General features: G+C 68.7%; 22 protein-coding genes. 11 read left to right on the top strand and 11 right to left on the bottom strand.

The annotated features are described in order from the left end of the window. Nucleotides 1-24 precede the first annotated feature (24 nt). From Acor_RS02290 to Acor_RS02305, 4 genes are all read right to left on the bottom strand, one after another. Nucleotides 25-492 carry an SRPBCC family protein gene (locus Acor_RS02290; RefSeq protein WP_218034090.1) on the bottom strand — a complete coding sequence of 156 codons (468 nt, stop codon included), beginning with the start codon at nucleotides 490-492 and terminating at the stop codon, nucleotides 25-27. Nucleotides 493-496: 4 nt separating this feature from the next. Continuing rightward, nucleotides 497-1,078 (bottom strand): ArsR/SmtB family transcription factor, encoded by a 582-nt coding sequence (locus Acor_RS02295; RefSeq protein WP_218034091.1) that lies wholly within the window; start codon nucleotides 1,076-1,078, stop codon nucleotides 497-499. Between the two features lie 75 nt (nucleotides 1,079-1,153). After that, nucleotides 1,154-2,038 (bottom strand): maleylpyruvate isomerase N-terminal domain-containing protein, encoded by an 885-nt coding sequence (locus Acor_RS02300; protein WP_155334815.1) that lies wholly within the window; start codon nucleotides 2,036-2,038, stop codon nucleotides 1,154-1,156. A 10-nt stretch (nucleotides 2,039-2,048) separates the two neighbouring features. Beyond that, entirely contained in the window at nucleotides 2,049-2,600 is a 552-nt protein-coding gene (locus Acor_RS02305) for a sigma-70 family RNA polymerase sigma factor (RefSeq protein ID WP_218034092.1), read from the bottom strand. A gap of 107 nt (nucleotides 2,601-2,707) precedes the next feature. On the opposite strand from Acor_RS02305, the gene Acor_RS02310 reads away from it, so the two are divergent. The 6 genes from Acor_RS02310 to Acor_RS02335 all read left to right on the top strand — a co-directional run bounded on the left by Acor_RS02310 (nucleotide 2,708) and on the right by Acor_RS02335 (nucleotide 8,913). After that, nucleotides 2,708-4,306, top strand: coding sequence for an isovaleryl-CoA dehydrogenase (locus Acor_RS02310; RefSeq protein WP_155334817.1), 1,599 nt, complete (start codon nucleotides 2,708-2,710; stop codon nucleotides 4,304-4,306). Nucleotides 4,307-4,678: 372 nt separating this feature from the next. Next, the gene (locus tag Acor_RS02315; RefSeq protein ID WP_218034093.1) at nucleotides 4,679-5,800 is read left to right on the top strand and encodes an agmatinase family protein; all 1,122 of its coding nucleotides are present in this window, start codon (nucleotides 4,679-4,681) and stop codon (nucleotides 5,798-5,800) included. Then, complete coding sequence (locus Acor_RS02320; RefSeq protein ID WP_155334818.1) at nucleotides 5,800-6,792, top strand: ABC transporter substrate-binding protein; 993 nt, start codon at nucleotides 5,800-5,802, stop codon at nucleotides 6,790-6,792. The genes Acor_RS02315 and Acor_RS02320 overlap by 1 nt, the downstream gene beginning before the upstream one ends. A 37-nt stretch (nucleotides 6,793-6,829) precedes the next feature. Beyond that, nucleotides 6,830-7,642: an ABC transporter permease gene (locus Acor_RS02325; protein WP_218034094.1), complete on the top strand. Its 813-nt coding sequence runs from the start codon at nucleotides 6,830-6,832 to the stop codon at nucleotides 7,640-7,642. Then, entirely contained in the window at nucleotides 7,639-8,418 is a 780-nt protein-coding gene (locus Acor_RS02330; RefSeq protein WP_155334820.1) for an ABC transporter ATP-binding protein, read from the top strand. Before Acor_RS02325 ends, Acor_RS02330 begins: the two co-directional genes overlap by 4 nt. 66 nt (nucleotides 8,419-8,484) lie before the next feature. Beyond that, a complete protein-coding gene (locus Acor_RS02335) occupies nucleotides 8,485-8,913 on the top strand; it encodes an OsmC family protein (RefSeq protein ID WP_155334821.1) in 429 nt (142 codons plus the stop codon). A 47-nt stretch (nucleotides 8,914-8,960) separates the two neighbouring features. Here the strand turns inward: Acor_RS02335 and Acor_RS02340 are convergent, their stop codons facing one another. Next, entirely contained in the window at nucleotides 8,961-10,049 is a 1,089-nt protein-coding gene (locus Acor_RS02340; RefSeq protein ID WP_155334822.1) for an ATP-dependent DNA ligase, read from the bottom strand. 14 nt (nucleotides 10,050-10,063) lie between these two features. Next, complete coding sequence (locus tag Acor_RS02345) at nucleotides 10,064-10,789, bottom strand: pyrimidine reductase family protein (RefSeq protein WP_246238364.1); 726 nt, start codon at nucleotides 10,787-10,789, stop codon at nucleotides 10,064-10,066. 149 nt (nucleotides 10,790-10,938) lie between these two features. Here Acor_RS02345 and Acor_RS02350 point away from each other — a divergent pair, with 149 nt between their 5' ends. Further along, nucleotides 10,939-11,340: a hypothetical protein gene (locus Acor_RS02350; RefSeq protein WP_155334823.1), complete on the top strand. Its 402-nt coding sequence runs from the start codon at nucleotides 10,939-10,941 to the stop codon at nucleotides 11,338-11,340. Here the strand turns inward: Acor_RS02350 and glgX are convergent. Continuing rightward, complete coding sequence (glgX, locus tag Acor_RS02355; protein ID WP_155334824.1) at nucleotides 11,337-13,451, bottom strand: glycogen debranching protein GlgX; 2,115 nt, start codon at nucleotides 13,449-13,451, stop codon at nucleotides 11,337-11,339. The genes Acor_RS02350 and glgX overlap by 4 nt on opposite strands. Nucleotides 13,452-13,561: 110 nt before the next feature. On the opposite strand from glgX, the gene Acor_RS02360 reads away from it, so the two are divergent. Both Acor_RS02360 and Acor_RS02365 read left to right on the top strand, forming a co-directional pair. After that, entirely contained in the window at nucleotides 13,562-14,203 is a 642-nt protein-coding gene (locus Acor_RS02360; protein WP_155334825.1) for a hypothetical protein, read from the top strand. A 129-nt stretch (nucleotides 14,204-14,332) separates the two neighbouring features. Further along, nucleotides 14,333-15,772 (top strand): aldehyde dehydrogenase family protein, encoded by a 1,440-nt coding sequence (locus Acor_RS02365; protein WP_155334826.1) that lies wholly within the window; start codon nucleotides 14,333-14,335, stop codon nucleotides 15,770-15,772. A 17-nt stretch (nucleotides 15,773-15,789) separates the two neighbouring features. Here the strand turns inward: Acor_RS02365 and ligD are convergent, their stop codons facing one another. Next, nucleotides 15,790-16,791, bottom strand: a complete 1,002-nt coding sequence (gene ligD / locus Acor_RS02370) for a non-homologous end-joining DNA ligase (RefSeq protein ID WP_155334827.1) — start codon at nucleotides 16,789-16,791, stop codon at nucleotides 15,790-15,792. A 93-nt stretch (nucleotides 16,792-16,884) separates the two neighbouring features. Between ligD and msrB the strand changes: the two genes are divergently transcribed. Beyond that, nucleotides 16,885-17,283, top strand: coding sequence for a peptide-methionine (R)-S-oxide reductase MsrB (gene msrB / locus Acor_RS02375; RefSeq protein WP_155334828.1), 399 nt, complete (start codon nucleotides 16,885-16,887; stop codon nucleotides 17,281-17,283). Here the strand turns inward: msrB and Acor_RS02380 are convergent. The 3 genes from Acor_RS02380 to hemG form a co-directional block, all read right to left on the bottom strand. Then, entirely contained in the window at nucleotides 17,280-17,822 is a 543-nt protein-coding gene (locus Acor_RS02380) for a hypothetical protein (protein WP_155334829.1), read from the bottom strand. The genes msrB and Acor_RS02380 overlap by 4 nt on opposite strands. A 109-nt stretch (nucleotides 17,823-17,931) precedes the next feature. Continuing rightward, on the bottom strand, nucleotides 17,932-18,633 hold the full coding sequence (hemQ, locus tag Acor_RS02385) for a hydrogen peroxide-dependent heme synthase (RefSeq protein WP_155334830.1): 702 nt from the start codon (nucleotides 18,631-18,633) through the stop codon (nucleotides 17,932-17,934). Then, a complete protein-coding gene (hemG, locus tag Acor_RS02390; RefSeq protein ID WP_155335003.1) occupies nucleotides 18,599-20,041 on the bottom strand; it encodes a protoporphyrinogen oxidase in 1,443 nt (480 codons plus the stop codon). Before hemG ends, hemQ begins: the two co-directional genes overlap by 35 nt. 120 nt (nucleotides 20,042-20,161) lie before the next feature. Here hemG and Acor_RS02395 point away from each other — a divergent pair, with 120 nt between their 5' ends. Beyond that, nucleotides 20,162-21,205 (top strand): DUF4349 domain-containing protein, encoded by a 1,044-nt coding sequence (locus Acor_RS02395; protein WP_155334831.1) that lies wholly within the window; start codon nucleotides 20,162-20,164, stop codon nucleotides 21,203-21,205. The last annotated feature ends 23 nt before the right edge of the window (nucleotides 21,206-21,228 follow it).

A 21,228-nucleotide genomic window follows, 5' to 3' on the forward strand; every position in this document is an offset into this window, starting at 1 on the left:
CGGCAAGGATGGCTGCCCGCCAGCTCAACCTGAGCTCCGGATCTCACGCGCCGAAGAGGCTGGTCCAGTGGGATTCCAGGGTGGTGAAGGTGGTGTCGTCGAGGCCGTAGGTGGTGAGGACGAGCATGGAGTTGCCGTGGTGGTCTCGGCCGGCGATGAGGAGGCCGTCGCCCCATTCGGTGACGGTGACGCCGAGCTGGTTGGCGGAGCGGTACCAGATTTCGCCGGTGCGGCCAGGAACGGCGTCAGGGTGAGGCGGGTCGAGTCGCCGAGGTCGGTGAGCTCGAAACGGTCACTGCCCTGGAGCTCCAGCCAGTATTCCGCCGCCGATTCCCGCACGTTCTCGGAGTAGATGACCTCGATCTCCTTGTCGAGGCCGTCGAAATGCCAGCCGTGCCAGTTCCGGATCCGCTCGGGGTCGCGCAGCGCCTGCCAGACCATGTCCACCGGCGCGGAGATAGTGACTTCCACCGTGAATCGCTCTTCGCTCATTGTTCTAATCCTCAGGTGTGGACTGACGGGGCGCCGGATGACCACCGGCGACCAACCGGTACGGACGCCCACCGGCGTGGTCGAACCGGGTGACCACCTGAGCGATCGCCGCGGCCAGCTGGTCGGTGAACTCGTGCACATCGCCGGGCTCCGCGAACCGGACCTCGGCTTCCAGCGTGAAGGTGAGCAGCCGCACCCCCTGCCGCTCGGCGGCGGCACTCATCCGGGCCACCTCCCGGACGGTCCCCGCCGCCACCTCGACCAGATGCTCGGCGGCGTGCCGGTCGGCGATCGCGGTGAACGCCTCGTTCGCGAGCACCGAAGGATCCACCAGCAGCGCGTTCGCGCACACCCGCATGATCCTTTCGACGCACCCGCGCCGGGGACGCTCCTCGACGAGCTCGATCAGCCCCGCCTGCTCCAGCACCCGGAAGTGGTAGGCGACCCGCTGCCGGGGCAGGCCCAGCTCGGCGGCCACCTGCGCGGCCGACCCGGGCTCCCGCAGCCGGTCGAGGATCCGGCGGCGCGGCGGCGACAGCGCCACCCGCACCCGCTCCGGCTCGTCCATGAGCACCATCTCGGCCATGCCGCAATGAAAGCATTAGAAAAATAAAACTGTCAATTGACTCCACGCGCACAGACCGAGTGCCTGTTCGAATACTCAGGGGCCGGACAGCGCCGGCGCGGCCGTCAGTAGATCGGCGGCCAGCCCGCCGTCACCGGTGACGTCCCAGGCGAATCCCTCGCCGCGCCCCCCGAGCAGGAAGCAGAAGCCGACGACGTCACAGCTGAGCGCGACGTCCGTGCTCTCCCCCTGGTACGCCTCCGCGACCCGCGACACATCCAGCGGAATGTGCCAGTCGCCGCCACCGGGACCGGTCAGCGTGAGCCGTACCGACCTGGCAGCCGCCTCGAAGCCGGACAGCAGCATGGTCCACGGGACGAGGCGGGCGCAGAAGTCCGCGGTCGGGTGGATGTGCTTGGCGACGGGATGCGGGAGCCGTACCCCGTTGAAGGTGGCGGCGTCGTCGGTGTGGATCCAGGTTTCGAGCATGCGCGCCAGCAGGTGGTCGCGGACCGCGAACGGCGTGCCGCCGGGGTCGATGACGCGGTCGGGGTCGGCCTCCGGGAGGCGGGCGCAGAGCGCGTCCGCCTGGTCGCGCCAGAACCGCCGGGTCTCCCCCGGCTGGCGCTCCCGCTCGAAATCCTGGAGTTCCCTGGTCCGGACGAGCCCGTCGTTGCCGCCGATCGGCGGCCCGAGCACGGGCGCGCCGAGGGAGGCGGCCAGCAGGCTGTCCTTCGCGGCGAGGTGGGCCACCAGTTCCTGCAGCGTCCAGCCTTCGACGATCACCTGATCCCAGCGTTCCACCGAGCCGAGCAGCGCGTCCAGAGCGGCCACCCGTCCCGCGTACGGCGCGGCCCAGGCCGGCACGTCCGGGGCGGGACGGCGCCGGGAGGTCGCGGCGGCCAGCAGCCGGGCCCGGGACACCGGGACCTGATCGGTCGCCTCGGCCAGGGTGTCCAGGTAGAGACGTTCGAGACTCATCGCCACCTCCTCATGGTTGCTCCCCGCCCAGGGCTTCCGCGAGTTTTCGCAGGCCCGAGCGGATCCGGGATTTCGCCGTTCCTTCCGGGATGCCGAGTTCCCCGGCAACCTGACGGTATGTTCTGCCCCGGTAGTACGCGAGTTCGATCACTTCGCGCAGGCCACCCGGCAGGGCGGCCACCGCCTCGCGGACCCGGATCGCCTCGTCGGCGGCGAGAACCGTGTCCTCCATGTCGGCGGGACGCTCGTACACGCGGGGCCCGAGCACGCTCACCTTGCGCCGCTCCTCGGCCCGGACATGATCGACGGAACGCCGGTGCGCGATCGTCGCCAGCCAGGCCCGGAGCGAACCACGCTCCGGATCGAAAGCCAGCGGACGCTCCCAGAAGGTGACGAAAACCTCCTGGGCGATGTCCTCCGCGATGACCCGATCCCGGGTCACGCGCAGGGCCAAGCCGAAGATGAGCGCGGCGAAACGGTCGTAGAGCTCGCCGAGAGCCGTCTCGTCGCCACCTACGACGCGCTGGTGGAGCAGACGGTCGTCGACAACCGGTGCCTCCACTGGCACCTCCCCTGATGAGCATCGGTTCGTCCGCGCGACCCGAGCATCGCATTATTCGCATGAGATGTTGAGATGGATGACGACATTTCCGATTTTGGAGTGATCAAGTGTCTCATGAAGTGATCAATCAGCCGCCGCCGCTGGTCGGGCACGACCTCTCCGCTGATCCGATGCTTCTGTCGGCGCTCGAACGGGAGGGCGCCGGGTGGGCCGCGGGGGAACTGCGGCAGCTCGGCGTGCTCGGGGGGACGGCGCGGGCGCAGGAGTGGGGACGGCTGGCCAACGAGCATCCGCCCGTGTTGCGGACGCACGACCGGTACGGGCACCGGATCGACGAGGTGGAGTTCCACCCCGCGTGGCATGAGCTGATGACCGTCGCGGTCGAGAACGGGCTGCACGCCGCCCCGTGGACGTCGGCCCGGCCGGGGGCGCATGTGGCGCGGGCCGCCAAGTTCTACGTGTGGTCCCAGGTCGAGGCCGGGCACGGGTGCCCGATCTCCATGACGTACGCGTCGGTGGCGGCGCTGCGGCATTCGCCGGGGCTGGCCGCCGTCTGGGAGCCGTTGCTGGCGTCGCGTTCCTACGATTTCGGGCTTCGTCCCGCTGCGGAGAAGCGCGGCGTGCTCGCCGGGATGGCGATGACCGAGAAGCAGGGCGGCTCCGACGTCCGCGCCGGCACCACCCGCGCGGAACCCCTCGCCGACGGAACCTTCGCCTTGACCGGCCACAAATGGTTCAACTCCGCCCCCATGTGCGACGCGTTCCTGGTCCTCGCCCAGGCCCCCGGCGGCCTGTCCTGCTTCCTGCTCCCCCGCGTCCTCCCGGACGGATCGCGCAACGCGATGCACCTGATGCGCCTGAAGGACAAACTCGGCAACCGCTCCAACGCCTCCGCCGAAGTCGAGTACACCGACGCCATCGCCCACCTGGTCGGCGAGGAGGGCCGAGGCGTCCGGACCATCATCGAAATGGTCAACATGACCCGCCTGGACTGCGTGATCGGCTCCGCCGCCGGCATGCGCCTCGGCGTCACCCAGGCCCTCCACCACACCGGACACCGCCACGCCTTCGGCCGCCCCCTCCGCGACCAGCCGCTCATGCGCAACGTCCTGGCCGACCTCATCCTCGAATCCGAGGCCGCCACCCTCCTGATGATGCGCCTGGCCGGCGCCACCGACCGCGCCGTCGCCGGCTCCGCCCCCGAAGGCCTCTTCCGCCGTACGGCCCTGGCCGTCGCCAAGTACTGGATCTGCAAACGCGCCCCAGGCCACGCCGCCGAAGCCCTCGAATGCCTGGGCGGCAACGGCTACGTCGAAGACTCCGGCATGCCGCGCCTCTTCCGCGAATCCCCCCTGAACGGCATCTGGGAGGGTTCAGGCAATGTCGCCGCCCTCGACCTGATGCGCGTCCTCACCCGCCAGCCCGAAGCCGTCGAAGCCTTCTTCACCGAAGTCTCCCTGGCCGACGACCCCCGCATCACCACCACCCTCACCGAACTCCAGAAATCCCTCACCACCGCCACCGACCCCGACGCCCGCCGCATCGCCCAGCAAATGGCCCTCCTCCTCCAGGCCTCCCTGCTGGTACGCCACGCCCCCGAACCCATCGCCGACGCCTTCTGCGCCTCCCGCCTCTCCGGAAACCACGGCGGCGCCTACGGAACCCTGCGAAACGCAGATCTGAACGCGATCATCGAAACGGCTTGACTCAATCAAAAACGTAACCATCCCGCGCGGAGGGTTCGGAAACTCCGGCGGTAACGCCGCTTCGGGCACGTGAACACGGCGGCGGCGTCTATGTAGATCCGATCTACATAGATTCAATCCACCCTTCGCCAGTTCGAGTCATCGGACCGCTACGTGAGGGAAACACGGGGGAAACAGGGCGGCGCTGTCATGAAGGGGACTCACCTCGATGGGTGGGGCGCATCTAGGGTTCCGCTTCGACCGGGTGGCCGGGGGCTGGTCCGAGAGGTGCAGGCGGGCGTCGGAGGGCGGCCGTTCCACGGCGGGAGAAAAGCCCGGGAGACAGTCATTTCGGCTGCCTCTCTGCTGAGGCTTTCCCGATGAGGAGTGCCCGTGGGACATCTTCACCACAATTACGGCCCGGAGGCGCGGTACGCGGTCGAGCGTGAGGCGTCGCTGCCGACGACCATGCATGAGCGGGAGATCGCGCGCGGTCTCGAGTACGGCCTGCAGGGTGCCGATTCGATCGTGGATCGGAGCATCCCGACGTTCTCCCGGGGGGAGTTGCCGCACTTCGCGGGCATCAACACCTTCCTCAAAGCGCCATATGTCGAAGATGTCAGGAAATGTGGCGAATACGATGTCGCCATTCTGGGTGCGCCCTTCGATGGGGGCACCACCTATCGGTCGGGGACTCGTTTCGGGCCGCAGGGGATTCGGAAGATATCCGCGTTGTACGGTCCGTACAGCTTCGAGCTGGGGGTTGACCTGCGGGAATCCATCACCATGTGTGATTTGGGGGACATTTTCACCATCCCGGCCAACATCGAGAAGACCTTCGACCAGATCTCGAAGGGCGTCTCGCATGTGTACGGCTCGGGCGCCTTCCCCGTCATCCTCGGCGGCGACCACTCCATCGGCTACCCGACCGTCCGGGGCATCGCCGAACACCATTCCGGAAATGTCGGGATCATTCATTTCGATCGGCACGTCGACACCCAGGAAACCGACCTGGATGAGCGCATGCACACCACCCCGTGGTTCCACGCCACCGATATCCCCAACGTCCCCGCGAAGAACCTGGTGCAGATCGGGATCGGCGGGTGGCAGGCGCCGCGGCCGGGGGTGAAGGTCGGGCGCGAGCGCGGAACCACGATCATGACGGTCACCGACTGCGTGGAGATGGGCATCGACCGCGCGGCCGAGCGGGCGCTGGAGGTGGCCTGGGACGGCGCGGAGGCGGTCTGGCTGTCCTTCGACGTGGACTGCCTGGACGCCGCGTTCGTGCCGGGGACCGGGTGGCCCGAACCGGGCGGGTTCCTGCCGCGTGAGGTGCTCAAGTTCATCCAGCTCATCGCCGACGCCCGGCCGCTGGCCGGCATCGAGGTGGTGGAGTGCTCACCGCCCTACGACAACGCCGATATCACCTCTCTAATCGCCACCCGCGTGATCTGCGACACCCTCGGTTGCCTGGTCCGCGCGGGTCACCTCCCCAAGAAGAAGGGAGCGGCGTGATGTTCCGTCGCTTACTACCCGCCCTGGCCGCCCTCGCCCTGTTCGGTACGGCGTGCGCCGGCGAACCCGAAGCCACCACCCCCTCCTCCGCCCCGGCCGCCGCGACGAAGATCACCCTGGGCTTCAGCGCCTGGCCGGGCTGGTTCCCCTGGCAGGTGGCCGCCGAGCAGGGCCTGTTCGAGAAGAACGGCGTCCAGGTCGAGCTGAAGTACTTCGACAGCTACACCGACTCGCTGAACGCGCTGGCCACCGGCACGATCGACGCCAACAGCCAGACGCTGAACGACACCCTGGCCTCGGTCGCGGGCGGCGCCAAGCAGAGCATCGTGCTGGTGAACGACAACTCCACCGGCAACGACCAGATCATCGCGGCCCCCGAGATCAAGACCCTGGCCGACCTCAAGGGGAAGACCGTCGCGGCCGAGCAGGGGACGGTGGATCACTACCTGCTGCTGCTCGCGCTGCGCAAGGCGGGGCTGACCGAGGCGGATGTCCAGTTCACCCCGATGCTGACCGACGCCGCCGCGGCGGCGTTCGTGGCGGGCCAGGTGGACGCGGTGGGCGCGTTCGCGCCGTTCACCTCGACCGCCCTGCAGCGCGAGGGCAGCCAGGCCATCGCCACCTCGGCCGACTTCCCCGGCGCGATCCCGGACCATCTGGTGGTCACCCGGGATCTGCTCGGCCGGGACGAGAAGTCGGTGCAGGCGCTGGTCTCGACCTGGTTCGACACGATCGAGTGGATCGCGGCGAACCGGCCGAAGGCGCTGGAGATCATGGCCAAGCGCGGCGGGGTGAGCGTGGCCGACTACGAGACGTACGACAAGGGCACGACGATCTTCACGCTGGAGCAGAACCGGCAGGCGTTCAGCACCGATCTGCCCGCCCAGGCCAAGCTGATCTCCGACTTCCTGGTGTCCACCAAGCTGGTGGACAGCGCGCCGCCGCTGGAGGGCCTGTTCGAGCCCAAGTTCGTCCAGGCGGTCCAGCCATGACCGTCCCCCACAGGTCACGAAAATGGTGAGCACGCGGATGGCTCCGCCCGTACTCCCCCAGGCCCCGGCACGGCGCGTCAAGCTGCTCAAGACCGAAGTCTCCCGGCGGACCGCCTGGATTCTGCGGGCGGCGTCGATTCTGGTGCCGCTCGCGGGCTGGTGGGCGCTGAGCGTCAGCGGTGTCGTCGAGGACACCTTCCTGCCGTCGCCGCCCGCCGTCTGGTCGGCGGGGATGGCCATGGTGGAGAGCGGCGACCTGCCCAATGACCTGCTGGCCAGCCTGGGCCGGATCGGGGCGGGCTTCGGGCTGGCCGTGCTCATCGCGGTGCCGCTCGGCTTCGCGATGGGCACGCTGGGCTGGGCGCAGCCGCTGCTGGAGCCGGTGATCGGCATCCTGCGCTACCTGCCCGCCTCGGCGTTCATCCCGCTGCTGATCATCTGGCTCGGCATCGGCGAGGTCTCCAAGATCGCCCTGCTGGTGCTGGGGGTGGTCTTCTTCAACACGCTGATGACCGCCGACGCGGTCCGCCAGGTCCCGGCCCGGCTGCTGGAGGTGTCTGCCATCCTCGGCGCCGGCCGGGCCCGGGTGGCCGCCCGGGTCGTCTTCCCGTACGCGCTGCCGGGCATTCTCGACGCGATGCGGGTGAACGCGGCGGCGGCCTGGAACTTCGTGGTGGTGGCCGAGCTGATCGCGGCGACCTCCGGGCTCGGCTACCGGATCACCCGGGCGCAGCGGTTCCTGCAGACCGACCGGATCTTCGCCATCCTGATCGTGATCGGGCTGATCGGCCTGACCATCGACATCACCCTCCGGCTGCTCAGGTCCCGGGTCGGCAGGTGGGCGCAGTGAGCCTGCGACTGATCGACGTGAGCCGCGAGTACGTCGCCGGGAAACCGGTTCTTTCCGGGATCGATCTGGCCATCGAGCCGGGCGAGTTCGTCACCGTCGTCGGAGCCAGCGGTTCGGGGAAGTCCACGCTGCTCTGCCTGATCGCCGGGCTGGCCCGCCCGACGACCGGCCAGGTGCTGCTGGACGGCCAGGAGGTGCTGGGGCCCGGCCCGGATCGGGGCATGGCGTTCCAGACGGCGTCGCTGTATCCGTGGCGGAGCGTCGCACGGAATGTCGCCTTCGGGCTGGAGGCGATGGGCGTGCCCCGCGACGTACGGGACGAGCGGGTGCGCTGGCTGCTGGACGAGGTCGGCCTGACCGCGTTCGCCGGCACCCTGCCCGGCAAGCTGTCCGGCGGCCAGCAGCAGCGCGTGTCGATCGCGCGGGCGCTGGCCTGCCAGCCGCGCGTGCTCCTGCTGGACGAGCCCTTCGGCGCGCTCGACGTCCAGACGAAGGAGGACATGCAGCTGTTCATCCGGCAGATCTGGCAGGACGTCGGCACCACGGTCGTCATGGTCACCCATGACGTCGAGGAGGCGGTCTTCCTGGGCCAGCGCGTCCTGGTGCTGTCCAGCGACCCCGGCAGGATCAGCCAGGACATCCAGGTCGACCTGCCAGAACCGCGCACGCTGACGGTGCGCCGCAGCGCCGAGTTCCTCGCGTTGCGGGCCCGGGTGGAGGACCTGGTCAGGGCCGAGCACCGGGCGCACCAAGCCCTCAACGGGCATGCCGGTTAGTCATAGCCGACGGCTACGGCACTAGGGTCGCTGGTGACAGTCTCTGAACTGAAAGGGATATCGACCATGGCGACCACGCGTACCGCGACGACCCAGTGGAAGGGCGCGCTTCTCGACGGCTCCGGCACGGTATCGCTCGACACCTCGGGGGTCGGCACCTTCGATGTGACGTGGGCTTCCCGTTCCCAGGAGGCGAACGGCAAGACCAGCCCGGAGGAGCTGATCGCGGCTGCTCACTCGTCCTGCTTCTCGATGGCGCTGTCGCACGGACTGGCTCAGGCGGGGACCCCGCCCCAGTCCGTCGAGACCAAGGCGGACGTGACGTTCCAGCCGGGTGAGGGCATCACCGGCATCGTCCTGTCCGTCCGGGCGCACGTCCCGGGCATCACCGCCGAGGAGTTCCAGGCCGCCGCCGAGACGGCGAAGGCGAACTGCCCGGTCAGCAAGGCCCTCACCGGGACCGACATCAGCCTGAACGCCGAGCTGCTCAGCTGAACCCCCTGAACTGATCCGGCCCTCGCCGCACAACGGCGAGGGCCGTTTCATCGGGCCAGGATGTCGTCCAGGTCGTAGGCGATCGGCTTCTCCAGCTGCTCGTAGGTGCACGACCGCGGCGTGCGATCCGTCCGCCAGCGCCGGAACTGAGCGGTGTGCCGGAACCGCTCCCCCTCCATGTGGTCGTAGGCGACCTCGATCACCAGCTCCGGCCGCAACGGGATGAACGACAGGTCCTTCTTGGCGTTCCAGCGGGACACCGCGCCCGGCAGCCGCTGCCCTTCGGGGCCGCCGCCGGGGCCGTTGATCGCCCAGGCCGCCCACTCGCCCCACGGATGTTCGGACATGTCCGTCACCCGGTAGGGCGCCAGTTCGGCCACCAGCTCCTCGCGCCGCTTCATCGGGAAGGACGCGGACACCCCGACGTGGTGCAGCCGACCGTCGTCGCCATACAGCCCCAGCAGCAGCGACCCCACGATCGGCCCGGACTTGTGCTCCCGGTATCCGGCGATCACGCAGTCGGCCGTGCGCTCGTGCTTGACCTTGAACATCGTCCGCTTGTCCGGCTCGTACGCCGACCCGCCCGGCTTCACGATGATCCCGTCCAGACCGGCGCCCTCGAACATCTCGAACCACTCGCCGGCCCGCTCCTCGACGGTGGTGATCGGCGTGAGCCGCACCGAATCACCGGCCTTCGCGGTGATCTCCTCCAGCCGGGCGCGGCGCTCGGCGAACGGGGCGGCCATCAGGTTCTCGTCGCCCACGGCCAGCAGGTCGAAGGCGATGAAGGAGGCCGGAGTCTGCTCGGCGAGGAGTTTGACCCGGGACGCGGCGGGGTGGATGCGCTGCTGGAGTGCGTCGAAGTCGAGGGTCTGCCCGCGCATGACGACGATCTCCCCGTCCACCACGCAACGGTCGGGGAGTTCACGCCGGACCGCCTCGACCACTTCCGGGAAGTAGCGGGTGAACGGGCGCTCGTTGCGGCTGCCCAGATAGACCTCGTCGCCGTCGCGGAACACGATGCACCGGAAGCCATCCCATTTGGGCTCGTAGAACAGCGAACCGTTCTGGGGTGGCATGCCTTTGACCGCTTTGGCGAGCATCGGCGCGACCGGCGGCAGCACTGGCAACGTCAAATCCGAAATTTCCGTCATAATGCGCCCTCCCGGACATAGCGGCAGAAAAGGAAGCCATCTTCCTCCAGCACGTGCGCCAGGTCCAGCGGGTGCTGGGAGGCGCCGCCGTTGAAGATCCGGGCCGCGTCGCCGCCGATCAGCATCGGGCTGACGGTCAGGCACAGCTCGTCGACCAGACCGGCCGCCGACAGCTGGGCGTTCACCCGGGGGCCGCCCTCGCACAGGACCCGGCCGAGCCCGCGGGCGCGCAGTTCCAGGGTGACCCTGGTCAGGTCCACCCGCTCCGCGCCGGCCACCACGACCTCGGCGGACTTGGCCGCCTCCCGGCGGCGCTCCTTGGGCGCGGCCTCGGTGGTGAACACGATCGTCCGCGCGGCCGGATCTGCGTCGGTGAACAGCGGGCCGCCCAGATCGAGGTCGAGCCTGCGGGTGACGACCGCGATCGGCGGCGCGGCCGGCCGGCCGGCCCGGAGCACGCGCCAGGACTCACGCGGATCGACCGGGCCGTAGCCCTCCACCCGCACGGTCGCCGCGCCCGCCAGGATCACGTCGGCCAGGCCGCGGAGCAACCCGAAGACGCGCTTGTCCCCCGCGCCGGACAGCCCGCCGGAGACGCCCTTCAACCAGGCCCCGCCGTCGGCGCTGGACACCATGTTGAGGCGCAGCCACGTGGCCCGGGGATAGCCATACGCGGCGACGAGATCCGGTTCCTCACTCGGGTGAGGAAGTATCTGACGCACGTTTCTACAGTGGCACAGCGCACCGACACTCTGGGAGTCCGACTACCCGAGTAACGGTTGCGTCTCTCTTAGTGCCTGAATGTCAAGATCGGTGTTGGATCGAGACAGATGTGACCGATGGGTGGGGAGACTTGTCGGAGGGGGCATTCGTGCCGCTTGTCGCTTTGGCGGCGTGGCTGCTGGCCGCGCTCGTCGGAATCTATTTGCTGTTCAGCTGGCTCAAAGGTGGCGGCCTGCGCCAGCAGGCGACGAAGGTCACCCGTTTTCCGATCACGTTGATCTTCAGCCATCCGGTGCTGGCGGTGGCCGGCCTCGGGCTGTGGGGCGGGTTTCTGATCACCGGGGCGCACTGGCTGGCCTGGCTGGCCTTCGTCGCGGTCACCGTGGTCGCGCTGCTCGGATTCACCATGTTCACCCGCTGGCTCGGCGACGGCCGGCACGCCCGGGGGGCCGAACGGCGGTTCCCTGCGCTGGCCGTGCTGCTGCACGGGGCGGCCGGGGTTTCGGCGTTCGTGCTGGTCCTGCTGACGGCGACGCGGGTCACCCGTTAAACGGCGCGCAGGATCCGGAGTGATCGCCCGATGACCTGGACCTCGGAGCCGTAGGTCCAGGCCGCGTCGGGGAAGGGGTCGTCGCTGACCCGCTCCTCGGCGGTGTCGACCATGACCTGCCAGCTGACGCCGTACTCGGCGCCGGGCAGGGTGAAGGTGACCGATTCGTGGTGGGCGTTGATCAGGAGCAGGAAGGACTGGTCGCTGATCTTCTCCCCGCGCGGGCCGGGTTCGGTGATCGCGTCGCCGTTGACGAACACGCCGATCGACTTCGCGTAGCCGGCGTGCCAGTCGCCGTGGTTCATCTCCCGGCCGGCCGGAGTGAGCCAGACAATGTCCCGCATGCCTTCTGAGTCCCTGCGGCCGGAGAAGAAGCGGCGGCGGCGGAAGACCGGGTGGTCGCGCCGGAACGCGGCGATGGCCTTGACGAAGTCGAGCAGGTCGCTCTCGGTCCTGGTCAGCGTCCAGTCCACCCAGGAGATCTCGTTGTCCTGGCAGTAGGCGTTGTTGTTGCCGTGCTGCGTTCGGCCGAACTCATCGCCCGCGACCAGCATCGGCACGCCCTGGGAGGCGAACAGGGTGGCCAGGAAGTTGCGCCGCTGGCGGCGGCGGAGCCGGACGATCTCCGGATCCTCGACCGGGCCTTCCGCGCCGCAGTTCCAGGAGCGGTTGTCGTCGGATCCGTCCCGGTTGTGCTCGGTGTTGGCCTCGTTGTGCTTGTGGTCGTACGACACGAGGTCGTTGAGGGTGAAACCGTCGTGGGCGGTGACGAAGTTGATCGAGGCGATCGGACGGCGGCCGCCGGTGGCGTACAGGTCGCTGGAGCCGGTGAGGCGCGAGGCGAACTCCGGCATGGTGGCCGAGGCACCACGCCAGTAGTCCCGGACGGTGTCCCGATATTTGCCGTTCCATTCCGTCCAGAGCGGGGGGAAATTTCCGACTTGGTAGCCGCCCGGCCCGACGTCCCACGGCTCCGCGATCAGCTTCACCTGGGAGATCACCGGGTCCTGCTGGATCAGGTCGAAGAAGGCCGACAGCCGGTCCACGTCGTGCAGTTCCCGGGCCAGCGCGGCGGCCAGGTCGAAGCGGAAACCGTCCACGTGCATCTCCAGGACCCAGTAGCGGAGCGAGTCCATGATCAGCTGGAGCGCGTGCGGGGAGCGCACGTTGAGCGAGTTCCCGCAGCCGGTGTAGTCCAGGTGGTAACGCTTGTCCGCGTCCAGCAGCCGGTAGTAGGCGGCGTTGTCGATGCCGCGGAACCCGATCGTGGGGCCCATGTGGTCGCCCTCGGCGGTGTGGTTGTAGACCACGTCCAGGATGACCTCGATGCCCGCTTCGTGGAGCGCGCGCACCATGCCCTTGAACTCCAGCACCTGCTCACCGCGCTGGCCGGCGCTGGAGTAGGTGTTGTGGGGGGCGAGAAAGGCCATCGTGTTGTAGCCCCAATAGTTGGTCAGCCCGCGCGCCACCAGGAAGTGCTCCGGGACGTACTGGTGCACCGGCATCAGCTCGACGGCGGTCACCCCGATCGACAGCAGATGCTCGATCACCGCCGGATGGGCGAGCCCCGCGTAGGTCCCGCGTTCCCGCTCGGGCACCTGGGGGTGGCGCATGGTGAGACCCTTCACGTGGGCCTCGTAAATCACCGTTTCGTGGTACGGCGTGCGCGGCGGGCGGTCGTTCCCCCAGTCGAAGAACGGGTTGACCACGATGTTCTTCGGCATGAAGGGGCCGGAATCGTCGCTGTTCAGCCGTCCCGGGTCGGCGAGATAGTAGGAGAAGAGTGCCTCGTTCCAGCGCACCTCGCCCTCGATCGCCTTCGCGTACGGGTCGAGCAGCAGTTTGGATGGATTGCAGCGGTGGCCGCGGCGGGGGTCGTAGGGGCCGTGGACGCGGTAGCCGTACCGCTGACCGGGCATGATGCCCGGCAGGTAGCCGTGCCAGACGAAGCCATCCATCTCCGGCAGGTCGATCCGGGTCTCGATCTGGTCGTCGTCGTAGAGGCAGAGCTCGACCCGGTCGGCGATCTCGGAGAACACCGAAAATCCCGTGCCCACCCCATCCCAGGTGGCGCCGAGTGGGTACGGCTCTCCAGGCCAGATGTCGCGCATGTATCCCCATTGTCCACTGATGAGCCCCCTTCTGCACCCCGTCAATTTCCCGGTCGATAGTCTGTTTTGGCAGTCCGTATCGTGGAGCATCGGGGGAGCTCATGAGGTACGTGGGGTTTCTTACCCTATTGTCGGGCATCGCGCTGACGACCGGATGCACCCACGAACCCGCCCTGGCCCTCGCGGCCGCAGCCCAGTCAGTGACCCCCGAGGGCTGGTGCAAGACCCATGGCGGCATCGTGCAGTCCTACGTCACGAAGAATCCGGAAGCTCCGACCGTGGAGCTGCCCATGTGCGTCTTCCGCAGCCCCGACGGCACCCAGATCCTCATCGGCGCGTCCACATTGGCCGCCGAGGAGGCCACCTTGGCAGCGGTGGCCTACGTCAACCGCCCGCCGATGCCCAACGCCGGCAGCGCCCCCAACCCCGCCGTCGCCTACTGCGAGTCCCTGGGCGGCAAATCAGACCCCGCAGGCTGGACCCCCACCAACCGCCCCACCGCCACCCCAGTCCCGCTCTGCTTCTTCACCGACAAGTCGGTCATCGACGCCTGGGGCCTGGCCGCCCGCGCCTCCAGCACCCCACGCGGCCCCGACCTGACCCCCAAATTCCGCTACCAGACACCCACGCCGGGCCTCTCAGCCGCGCCCCGAAACACCCCGCCCCCCGCCACTCCTTCAAACGCGGACCGGACGGCACCAAAGATCACCGAACCCCCGGTTTCGGACGCGCGCCCGCTTCCCCTTCCCTAGCCGCACCCCGGGCTCCTTCAAACGCGGTTCCTCCCGGACCGAGCAGCACCCGGATTGCCACCTCCGCCGGTTTCGACGATAGTCAAGCAAGCGTACGCTTGGTGGACTGTTTCGATGGTGGAGGCGGGTATGCGGGAGTACCGGAATCTGGTCGGTGGCGAGCTCGTCGATGCCGTCGAGGGGCGGTTACTGGATTCCGTGAACCCGGCGACCGGGGAGGTTTGGGCGCGGGTGCCCGCCAGCGGGGCCGCCGACGCGGAGGCCGCGGTGGCGGCGGCGCGGGCGGCGCTGCCGGGGTGGGCCGGGATGCCGGCGTTGGGGCGGGCGCATTTCCTGCGGAAGGTCGCGGCGGTTTTCGCGGAGCACGCGGAAGAGCTCGCCCGGGTGGAGACGACCGACAATGGCCGGATAATTCGGGATACGTTGAAACGTGATTTGCCGGGGATGACCTATCTCTGGCAGATCGCGGCAGGTCAGGTGATCGACGCGGTCAAAGGGGATACGGTCATTCTCGGGCCGGACACCTGGGGGTTCACGCGGCGCGAGCCCTACGGCGTGGTAGTGGGAATCATCCCCTGGAATTCCCCTATTTCCACCTTCTCGGCGAAGGCCGCTTACGCCCTGGCTGCCGGAAACACGGTCATCATCAAACCCGCGGAACAGGCGTGCGCGGGCGTCCTCCGCCTGGGCGAACTACTCGCGGACGTGCTGCCACCCGGAGTCCTGAACATCGTGAGCGGCCTGGGCGAGGACGTCGGCGACGCCCTGGTCCGCCACCGCGGCGTCAACAAGATCAGCCTCACCGGTTCCACCCAGACAGGCCAGATCATCACCCGAGCCTCAGCCGACTCCCTGAAGCCCCTGACCTTCGAACTCGGCGGCAAATCCCCAAATATCGTCTTCGCGGACGCTGACTTGGACGCAGCCGCCGCAGGCGTCACCATCAACTCGATCTACACCGGCAACGCCGGCCAGGTCTGCGTCGCAGGCTCGCGGATCCTGATCCAGCGACCGATCTGGACCGAGATGATCGAACGAATCGCCTCCACCGCAGCCCAGATCAGACTCGGTGACCCCCTGGACATGGCCACCACGATGGGCCCCATCGTCTCGTCCGGACAGTACGAACGTGTCCTCGGCTACCTCGAAATCGCCGAGAAGGAAGGCGCCGAACTCCTGTTCGGCGGCCGATTCGGAGCCGAAGTAGTGCCCTCACTCCCCGCCGGCTACTGGGTAGAACCAACCCTCTACACCACCACCGACAACCGCCTGAAAATCTGCCAGGAAGAAATCTTCGGCCCCGTCGCCGTCGCCATCCCCTTCGACACCGACGACGAAGCCCTCACCATCGCCAACGACTCCGACTACGGCCTCGCCTCCGGCGTATGGACCCAGAACCTGGCTCGAGCCCACCGCTTCGTCCGCGACCTCAACAGCGGCTGCGTCTGGGTGAACACCTTCCGCCAAATGCCCGCCGGCCTCCCCTTCGGCGGCCTCAAGGACAGCGGCTACGGCCACGACGGCGTCCTCGAATACACCCGGGAAAAGGCCGCGATCATCCAGACCTGACCTCCGCCCAAGGGCCCCTACTCGTCGTCGTGCCGCGCCTTGGATGGTTGCACGCGTTTCGGTTCGCCTGGCATCTTCGGATAGTTCGGCGGATACGGCATGTCGCCGCGGTCGTCCTCCTCATACCGGCGCAGCAGTTCCTCCAGGGAGAACGACTGGTCGTCGATGGTCTGGTGGACGTCGCCGAGTTTGGCGAAGCGTTCCGGCATGGTGCGGATGTCGAAGTCGCGGGGGTCGCAGTCGGACAGTTCGTCCCAGGTGACCGGGGCCGAGACCGTGGCCTCCGGTTTGGCGCGGACCGAGTAGGCGCTGGCGATCGTGCGGTCGCGGGCGTTCTGGTTGAAGTCGATGAAGACGCGTTCGCCGCGTTCCTCCTTCCACCAGGCGGTGGTGGCCAGGTCGGGGACCCGGCGTTCGACCTCCCGGGCGAAGGTGATCGCCGCGTATCTGACCTCGGTGAACGTCCAGCGCGGCTCAAGACGGATGGCGACGTGGATGCCGCGGTTTCCCGACGTCTTCGGGAAGCCGGTCATGCCGAGGTCGTCGAGCACGCTCTTGGCCGCGAAGGCGACCTTCCTGGCCTGGTCGAAGCCGGTGCCGGGCTGCGGGTCGATGTCGATGCGGAGCTCGTCGGGATGGTCGAGGGTGCCGCGCCGGGAGTGCCACGGGTGGAAGTCGATCGTCCCCAGGTTGGCGCACCAGGCGATGCCCGCGACTTCGGTGGGGCAGAACGCGTCAGCCGTACGCCCGCTGGGGAAACGGACGTTCACCGTTTCGATCCAGTCAGGGTGTTTGGGCATGCGTTTCTGGTAGATCGCCTCGGTTTCGATGCCATCGGGATGGCGTTTGATGTAGGTCGGGCGTTCGCGCACCGCCCGCAGCACGCCGTCGCCGACGCTCACGTAGTACTCCACCAACTCGCGCTTGGTCGCGCCGATGCCTGGGAAGTAGACCTTGTCCGGGTTGCTGACCTTGACGGTCCGGCCCCCGACGTCGAGTTCTATGTACGGCGATGCCATAACTGGACACTACCCAGTCCCACCGACAGACCGGGAAGCTTCTCGAACGGGTTCATGTTGACGTTGGTAACCCGACGAACAAGGCTGGTGAGCATGGACAAGGTGGTCAAGAGCGACGCCGAGTGGCGCGTGCAGCTGTCCCCGGAGGAGTTCCGGGTGCTGCGGCAGGCGGGCACCGAGCGGCCGTTCACCGGGGAGTACGTCGACACCAAGACCGTCGGCGTCTACAACTGCCGGGCCTGCGGGGCAGAGCTGTTCCGCTCGGACACCAAGTTCGAGTCGCACTGCGGCTGGCCCTCTTTCTTCGAGCCGAGCGAGTCCGACGCGGTCACCCTGATCGAGGATCGCACGCTCGGCATGACCCGGGTGGAGGTGCGCTGCGCGGCCTGTGACTCGCACTTGGGTCACGTCTTCCACGGGGAGGGCTACCCGACCCCGACCGACGACCGATACTGCATCAACTCGGTCAGCCTGACCCTCAAGCCCGTCTAGGCGTCCGGTTCCGGGTGGGTGACCCGGCAGTCGCGGTCCTCCGGGCCGAGGATGTTGGCGAGGACGGGATTCCCGTTCTCGCCGAACTCGGCCTGGACGAAGACGACGGGATCGTGTTCGCCGATGGACTCCAGGTAGAGCAGACCGCGCTCGCAGAGCCGGAGCGCGGTCCTGGAGTTGTTCGCACCCTCCGGCAGATCCGTATATATCCGCAGATAGCGCCCGGTGGTACGGATATCCGTTACCCGGCCGTTCGTACGGTCGGCCCAGCGCTTGTTGAAATAGGCGACAGCGGAATCGTCGCTGTGTTCCGTCTTCCCGGAGGCCGGCTTCTCGGCACCGCTCGCCACATGAAGCTCCCCCGAGGACGTCGGCGTCACGGACGCGGCCACCGGACGAGGCGGCGGATCGGATCGCAGCAGCGGAACCCCCACCGCGACACCGCCCAGCCCCAGGCAGACCGCCCCGACGCCGATCTCGGCGAGCCGCGACCTCGGCCGCCGCCGCCGTCCTCTGGAACGTGCCAGCCGAGCAGACATCGCCCCTCGCAATGACATGGGATTTCGTTTGAGTATCGCAAGAAAGGCGAGATCACGACCGGCAAACATGCGGAACGGGCATGCCCACCGGACATGCCCGACAACGGCGTTACGGCAGCGCGGCCACCAGTTCACTGACCGGCTTACGCGTGCCCGTGTAGAACGGGATCTCGATCCGGGTGTGCCTGCGGGCCTCCGCGCCGCGCAGATGCCGCATCAGGTCGACGATCCGGTGGAGTTCGTCGGCCTCGAAGGCGAGCATCCACTCGTAGTCGTTCAGCGCGAAGCAGGCGACCGTGTTGGCCCGCACGTCCGGATAGTCGCGGGCCATCTTGCCGTGCTCGGCGAGCATGGCCCGGCGCTCGGAGTCCTCCAGCAGATACCAGTCCAGCGACCGGACGAACGGATACACCGACACGAAGTTCTTCGGCTCCTCATCGGCGAGGAAGGCCGGAATGTGTGACTTGTTGAACTCGGCCGGCCGGTGCAGCGCCATCGCCGACCAGACCGGCTCGCTGGCCCGCCCCAGCCCGGTACGGCGGAACCGCCCGTACACCTCCTGCAGATCCTCCGCCGACGGCGCGTGCCACCACAGCATGAAGTCGGCGTCGGCCCGGAACCCGCCCACGTCGTAGACGCCCCGGGTGACCACGTCCTTCTGCTCGGACTGGGCCAGCAGCTCCGCCACCTCCTCGGCGACCGCGTCCCGGTTGCCGGGCAGGGCGTCGCGCAGCCGGAAGACCGACCACATGGTGTAGCGGATCACATTGTTCAGGTCACGCGCTCTTGGTCGCGGGGTGGCTTCCGTCATGACGCCATTCTCCCCCCGGATCCAGGTGCTCCAGAATCCGGGATGCTGCTCTCCTCGCCGTACCGACACAGGCGGGGATGCCGAGGCCGTCGTAGGCGGCGCCGCAGACGGCCAGGCCGGGCCGGGCGTCGACGGCGGCGCGGGCGCGGGCGATCCGATCGAGGTGGCCGACGTCGTACTGCGGCAGCCCGCCGCCCCACCGGCTGACCCGCGAGTCGATCGGCGGGCCCTGCACGCCCGCGGTGTGGGCGAGTTCGGCCGCGGCGAGGGCGACCAGGCCGGCGTCGTCGCGCTGGAGCACGTGCTCCTCGCCGACGCGGCCGATCGAGCAGCGGACCAGCACCAGTCCGGAGCCGGCCAGGTGCGGCCATTTGGTGGTGCTGAAGGTGACGGCCTTGACCGCGCGGCCCTCGATCGGCGGAACGAGGTAGCCGCTGCCCTCCGGCAGGGCGGCGAAGGCGTCCCGGGGGTAGGCGAGGGTGACGATGGCCATGCTCGCGTACTCGATCGCGGCCAGTTCCGCGGACGCGCCGGGCACGTCCCGGCTGAGCAGCCGCGCCGCCGCCGGGGCCGGGACGGCGACGATGACCGCGTCTGCGTCGACCAGTTCCTCCGCTCTGGTCGGCCCGGTCAGGAGCCGCCAGCCCGTGCTGGTACGGCTGAGCCCGCGCACCATAACCCCGGTCCTGACCTGGGCGCCCGAGGCCGCCGCCAGCGCGGGTGGCAGGCTGCCGAGGCCGCCCTTGAGCGTGGTGAACACGGGACCGGCGTCCTTCGGGCCGGCGGCCACGATGTTCTTGGCCGCTTGGAGCAGTGATCGTTCCGTCCGGGCCGCCGCCGCGACGGCCGGCATGGTCGCGGCCAGGGACAGCCGGTCGGCGCGGCCCGCGTAGACCCCGCCGAGCAGCGGTTCGACCAGCCGGTCGACGATCTCGTCGCCCATCCGGGCGGTGATGTACTCGGCAACCGATATGTCTCCGTCAACCAGGGTGGGCGGCAGCACCTGATCCATCGGTACCCGGGCCAAACCGCCTGGCGACAGCAGGCCCGATTTCGCCAGCGCGGCCAGATCGGACGGCACGCCCATGACCTGCCCGGACGGCATCGGGCGCAGTTCGCCCCTGGACAGAATCGACGACCGCGTGGTGCCGGGATCCACCAATTGATCCGCCAGCCCGATCGCCGCGACCAGTTCCCTGCCTTCCGGCCGCCGCGCCAGCATGGCCTCGGCCCCGGCGTCGATCAGCACCCCCGCGACCTCGGACGCGGTCAGTTTCCCGCCGATCCGGGGCGCCCCCTCCAGAACCGTGATCCGCAACCCCGGTCCGGCCTGCGCCCGCAGGAACCACGCCGCGGCCAGCCCGGCGACCCCCGCCCCCACGATCACGACGTGCTTGTCCATCCCCATGCCGTTCAACGCTACCCGCAGCCCCCGCCGGTCCCCCACCTAGATCCTGCGGACTCTGCCGTGACAGCATCGTGACGATCCGTTTCAAACCGGCTGCCGACTCGAAGCGTCTTCAAGGACATGAAGAAAATGCGGCCCACGCCCGGCAGGGCGGCACGAGGCCTGGGATATCTGCTGGTTCCGCTGACGGTGTCCGCGTTCCTGGCCGCCGGGTGCGGGGGCGCCGAGATGGGGGGCAGCACCGCCGCTCCCGCGATGTCATCGGAGAACGAGGCGGCGATGGGCGGGGTCGCGCAGGACTCCGCCGCCGCCAAGATGGCACCGTCGCAGGCGCCCGAGGGCGAGTCCGCCGACCAGTCGCGGCGGGCCGTCGGCAACAGCGGGCCGGTGCAGCCGATCAACATCCAGACGGTGGATCGGTCGATCATCTACACGGCCGAGCTGACCGTGCAGGCCAAGGACGTGGGCAAGGCGAGTGACAGCGCCAAGCAGCTCGTGCTCGGCGCGGGCGGTTACGTCTCGGACGAGAAGAGCAACGCCTTCAGCGGCAGCAACAGCGAAGCCATGATCACGTTCAAGATCCCGCCGGCGCGTTACGCGGAGGTGCTGGTCAAGCTCGGCACCGATCTCGGCGAGCGGCGCTCCCTGCACCAGGGCGCCCAGGACGTCACCGGCGAGGTGGCCGACGTGGCGGCCCGGGTCAAGTCGGCGGAGTCCGCGCTGGACCAGTTCCGGCTGCTGCTCACCAAGGCCGACAAGATCGGCGAGATCCTGGAGATCGAGCGGGAGATCCAGAACCGCACCGCCGAGCTGGAGTCCCTCCAGGCCCGGCAGAAGGCCCTCGCCGAGCAGACCGGCATGGCCACGGTGACCCTCACCCTGGTCGGCCCCAGCGTCGTGATCGAGACGCCGCAGGAGGAGCCGAGCGGCTTCTTCGGCGGCCTTGAGGTCGGCTGGAACGCCCTGGTGAAGGCGGTCGAGATCGGCCTCACCCTGCTCGGCACGCTGCTCCCGTGGCTGATCCTGATCGTCCTGATGTGGGTGATCGTCCAGCAGATCCTCCGCCGGGTACGGCCACGGCAGACGGCCCCCGCCGTCACCGTCCAGGAGAAGGCCCCGGAACCGAAGGACGACGCCCCGGTGGGCAGCACGTCCGAAAGCTGATCGGAAAGGGCTGCCCCAAGCGG

The sequence above is a fragment of the Acrocarpospora corrugata genome (assembly GCF_009687845.1).
In the GTDB taxonomy this organism is placed as follows: domain Bacteria; phylum Actinomycetota; class Actinomycetes; order Streptosporangiales; family Streptosporangiaceae; genus Acrocarpospora; species Acrocarpospora corrugata.

Bases quoted from the DNA above. Each gene is read 5' to 3' on its own strand.
- Acor_RS02290 (WP_218034090.1), bottom strand. From the start codon at position 492: ATGAGCGAAGAGCGATTCACGGTGGAAGTCACTATCTCCGCGCCGGTG.
- Acor_RS02295 (WP_218034091.1), bottom strand. From the start codon at position 1,078: ATGGCCGAGATGGTGCTCATGGACGAGCCGGAGCGGGTGCGGGTGGCG.
- Acor_RS02300 (WP_155334815.1), bottom strand. From the start codon at position 2,038: ATGAGTCTCGAACGTCTCTACCTGGACACCCTGGCCGAGGCGACCGAT.
- Acor_RS02320 (WP_155334818.1), top strand. From the start codon at position 5,800: ATGTTCCGTCGCTTACTACCCGCCCTGGCCGCCCTCGCCCTGTTCGGT.
- Acor_RS02325 (WP_218034094.1), top strand. From the start codon at position 6,830: ATGGCTCCGCCCGTACTCCCCCAGGCCCCGGCACGGCGCGTCAAGCTG.
- Acor_RS02335 (WP_155334821.1), top strand. From the start codon at position 8,485: ATGGCGACCACGCGTACCGCGACGACCCAGTGGAAGGGCGCGCTTCTC.
- glgX (WP_155334824.1), bottom strand. From the start codon at position 13,451: ATGCGCGACATCTGGCCTGGAGAGCCGTACCCACTCGGCGCCACCTGG.
- Acor_RS02365 (WP_155334826.1), top strand. From the start codon at position 14,333: ATGCGGGAGTACCGGAATCTGGTCGGTGGCGAGCTCGTCGATGCCGTC.
- ligD (WP_155334827.1), bottom strand. From the start codon at position 16,791: ATGGCATCGCCGTACATAGAACTCGACGTCGGGGGCCGGACCGTCAAG.
- msrB (WP_155334828.1), top strand. From the start codon at position 16,885: ATGGACAAGGTGGTCAAGAGCGACGCCGAGTGGCGCGTGCAGCTGTCC.
- Acor_RS02380 (WP_155334829.1), bottom strand. From the start codon at position 17,822: ATGTCTGCTCGGCTGGCACGTTCCAGAGGACGGCGGCGGCGGCCGAGG.
- hemQ (WP_155334830.1), bottom strand. From the start codon at position 18,633: ATGACGGAAGCCACCCCGCGACCAAGAGCGCGTGACCTGAACAATGTG.
- hemG (WP_155335003.1), bottom strand. From the start codon at position 20,041: ATGGGGATGGACAAGCACGTCGTGATCGTGGGGGCGGGGGTCGCCGGG.
- Acor_RS02395 (WP_155334831.1), top strand. From the start codon at position 20,162: ATGAAGAAAATGCGGCCCACGCCCGGCAGGGCGGCACGAGGCCTGGGA.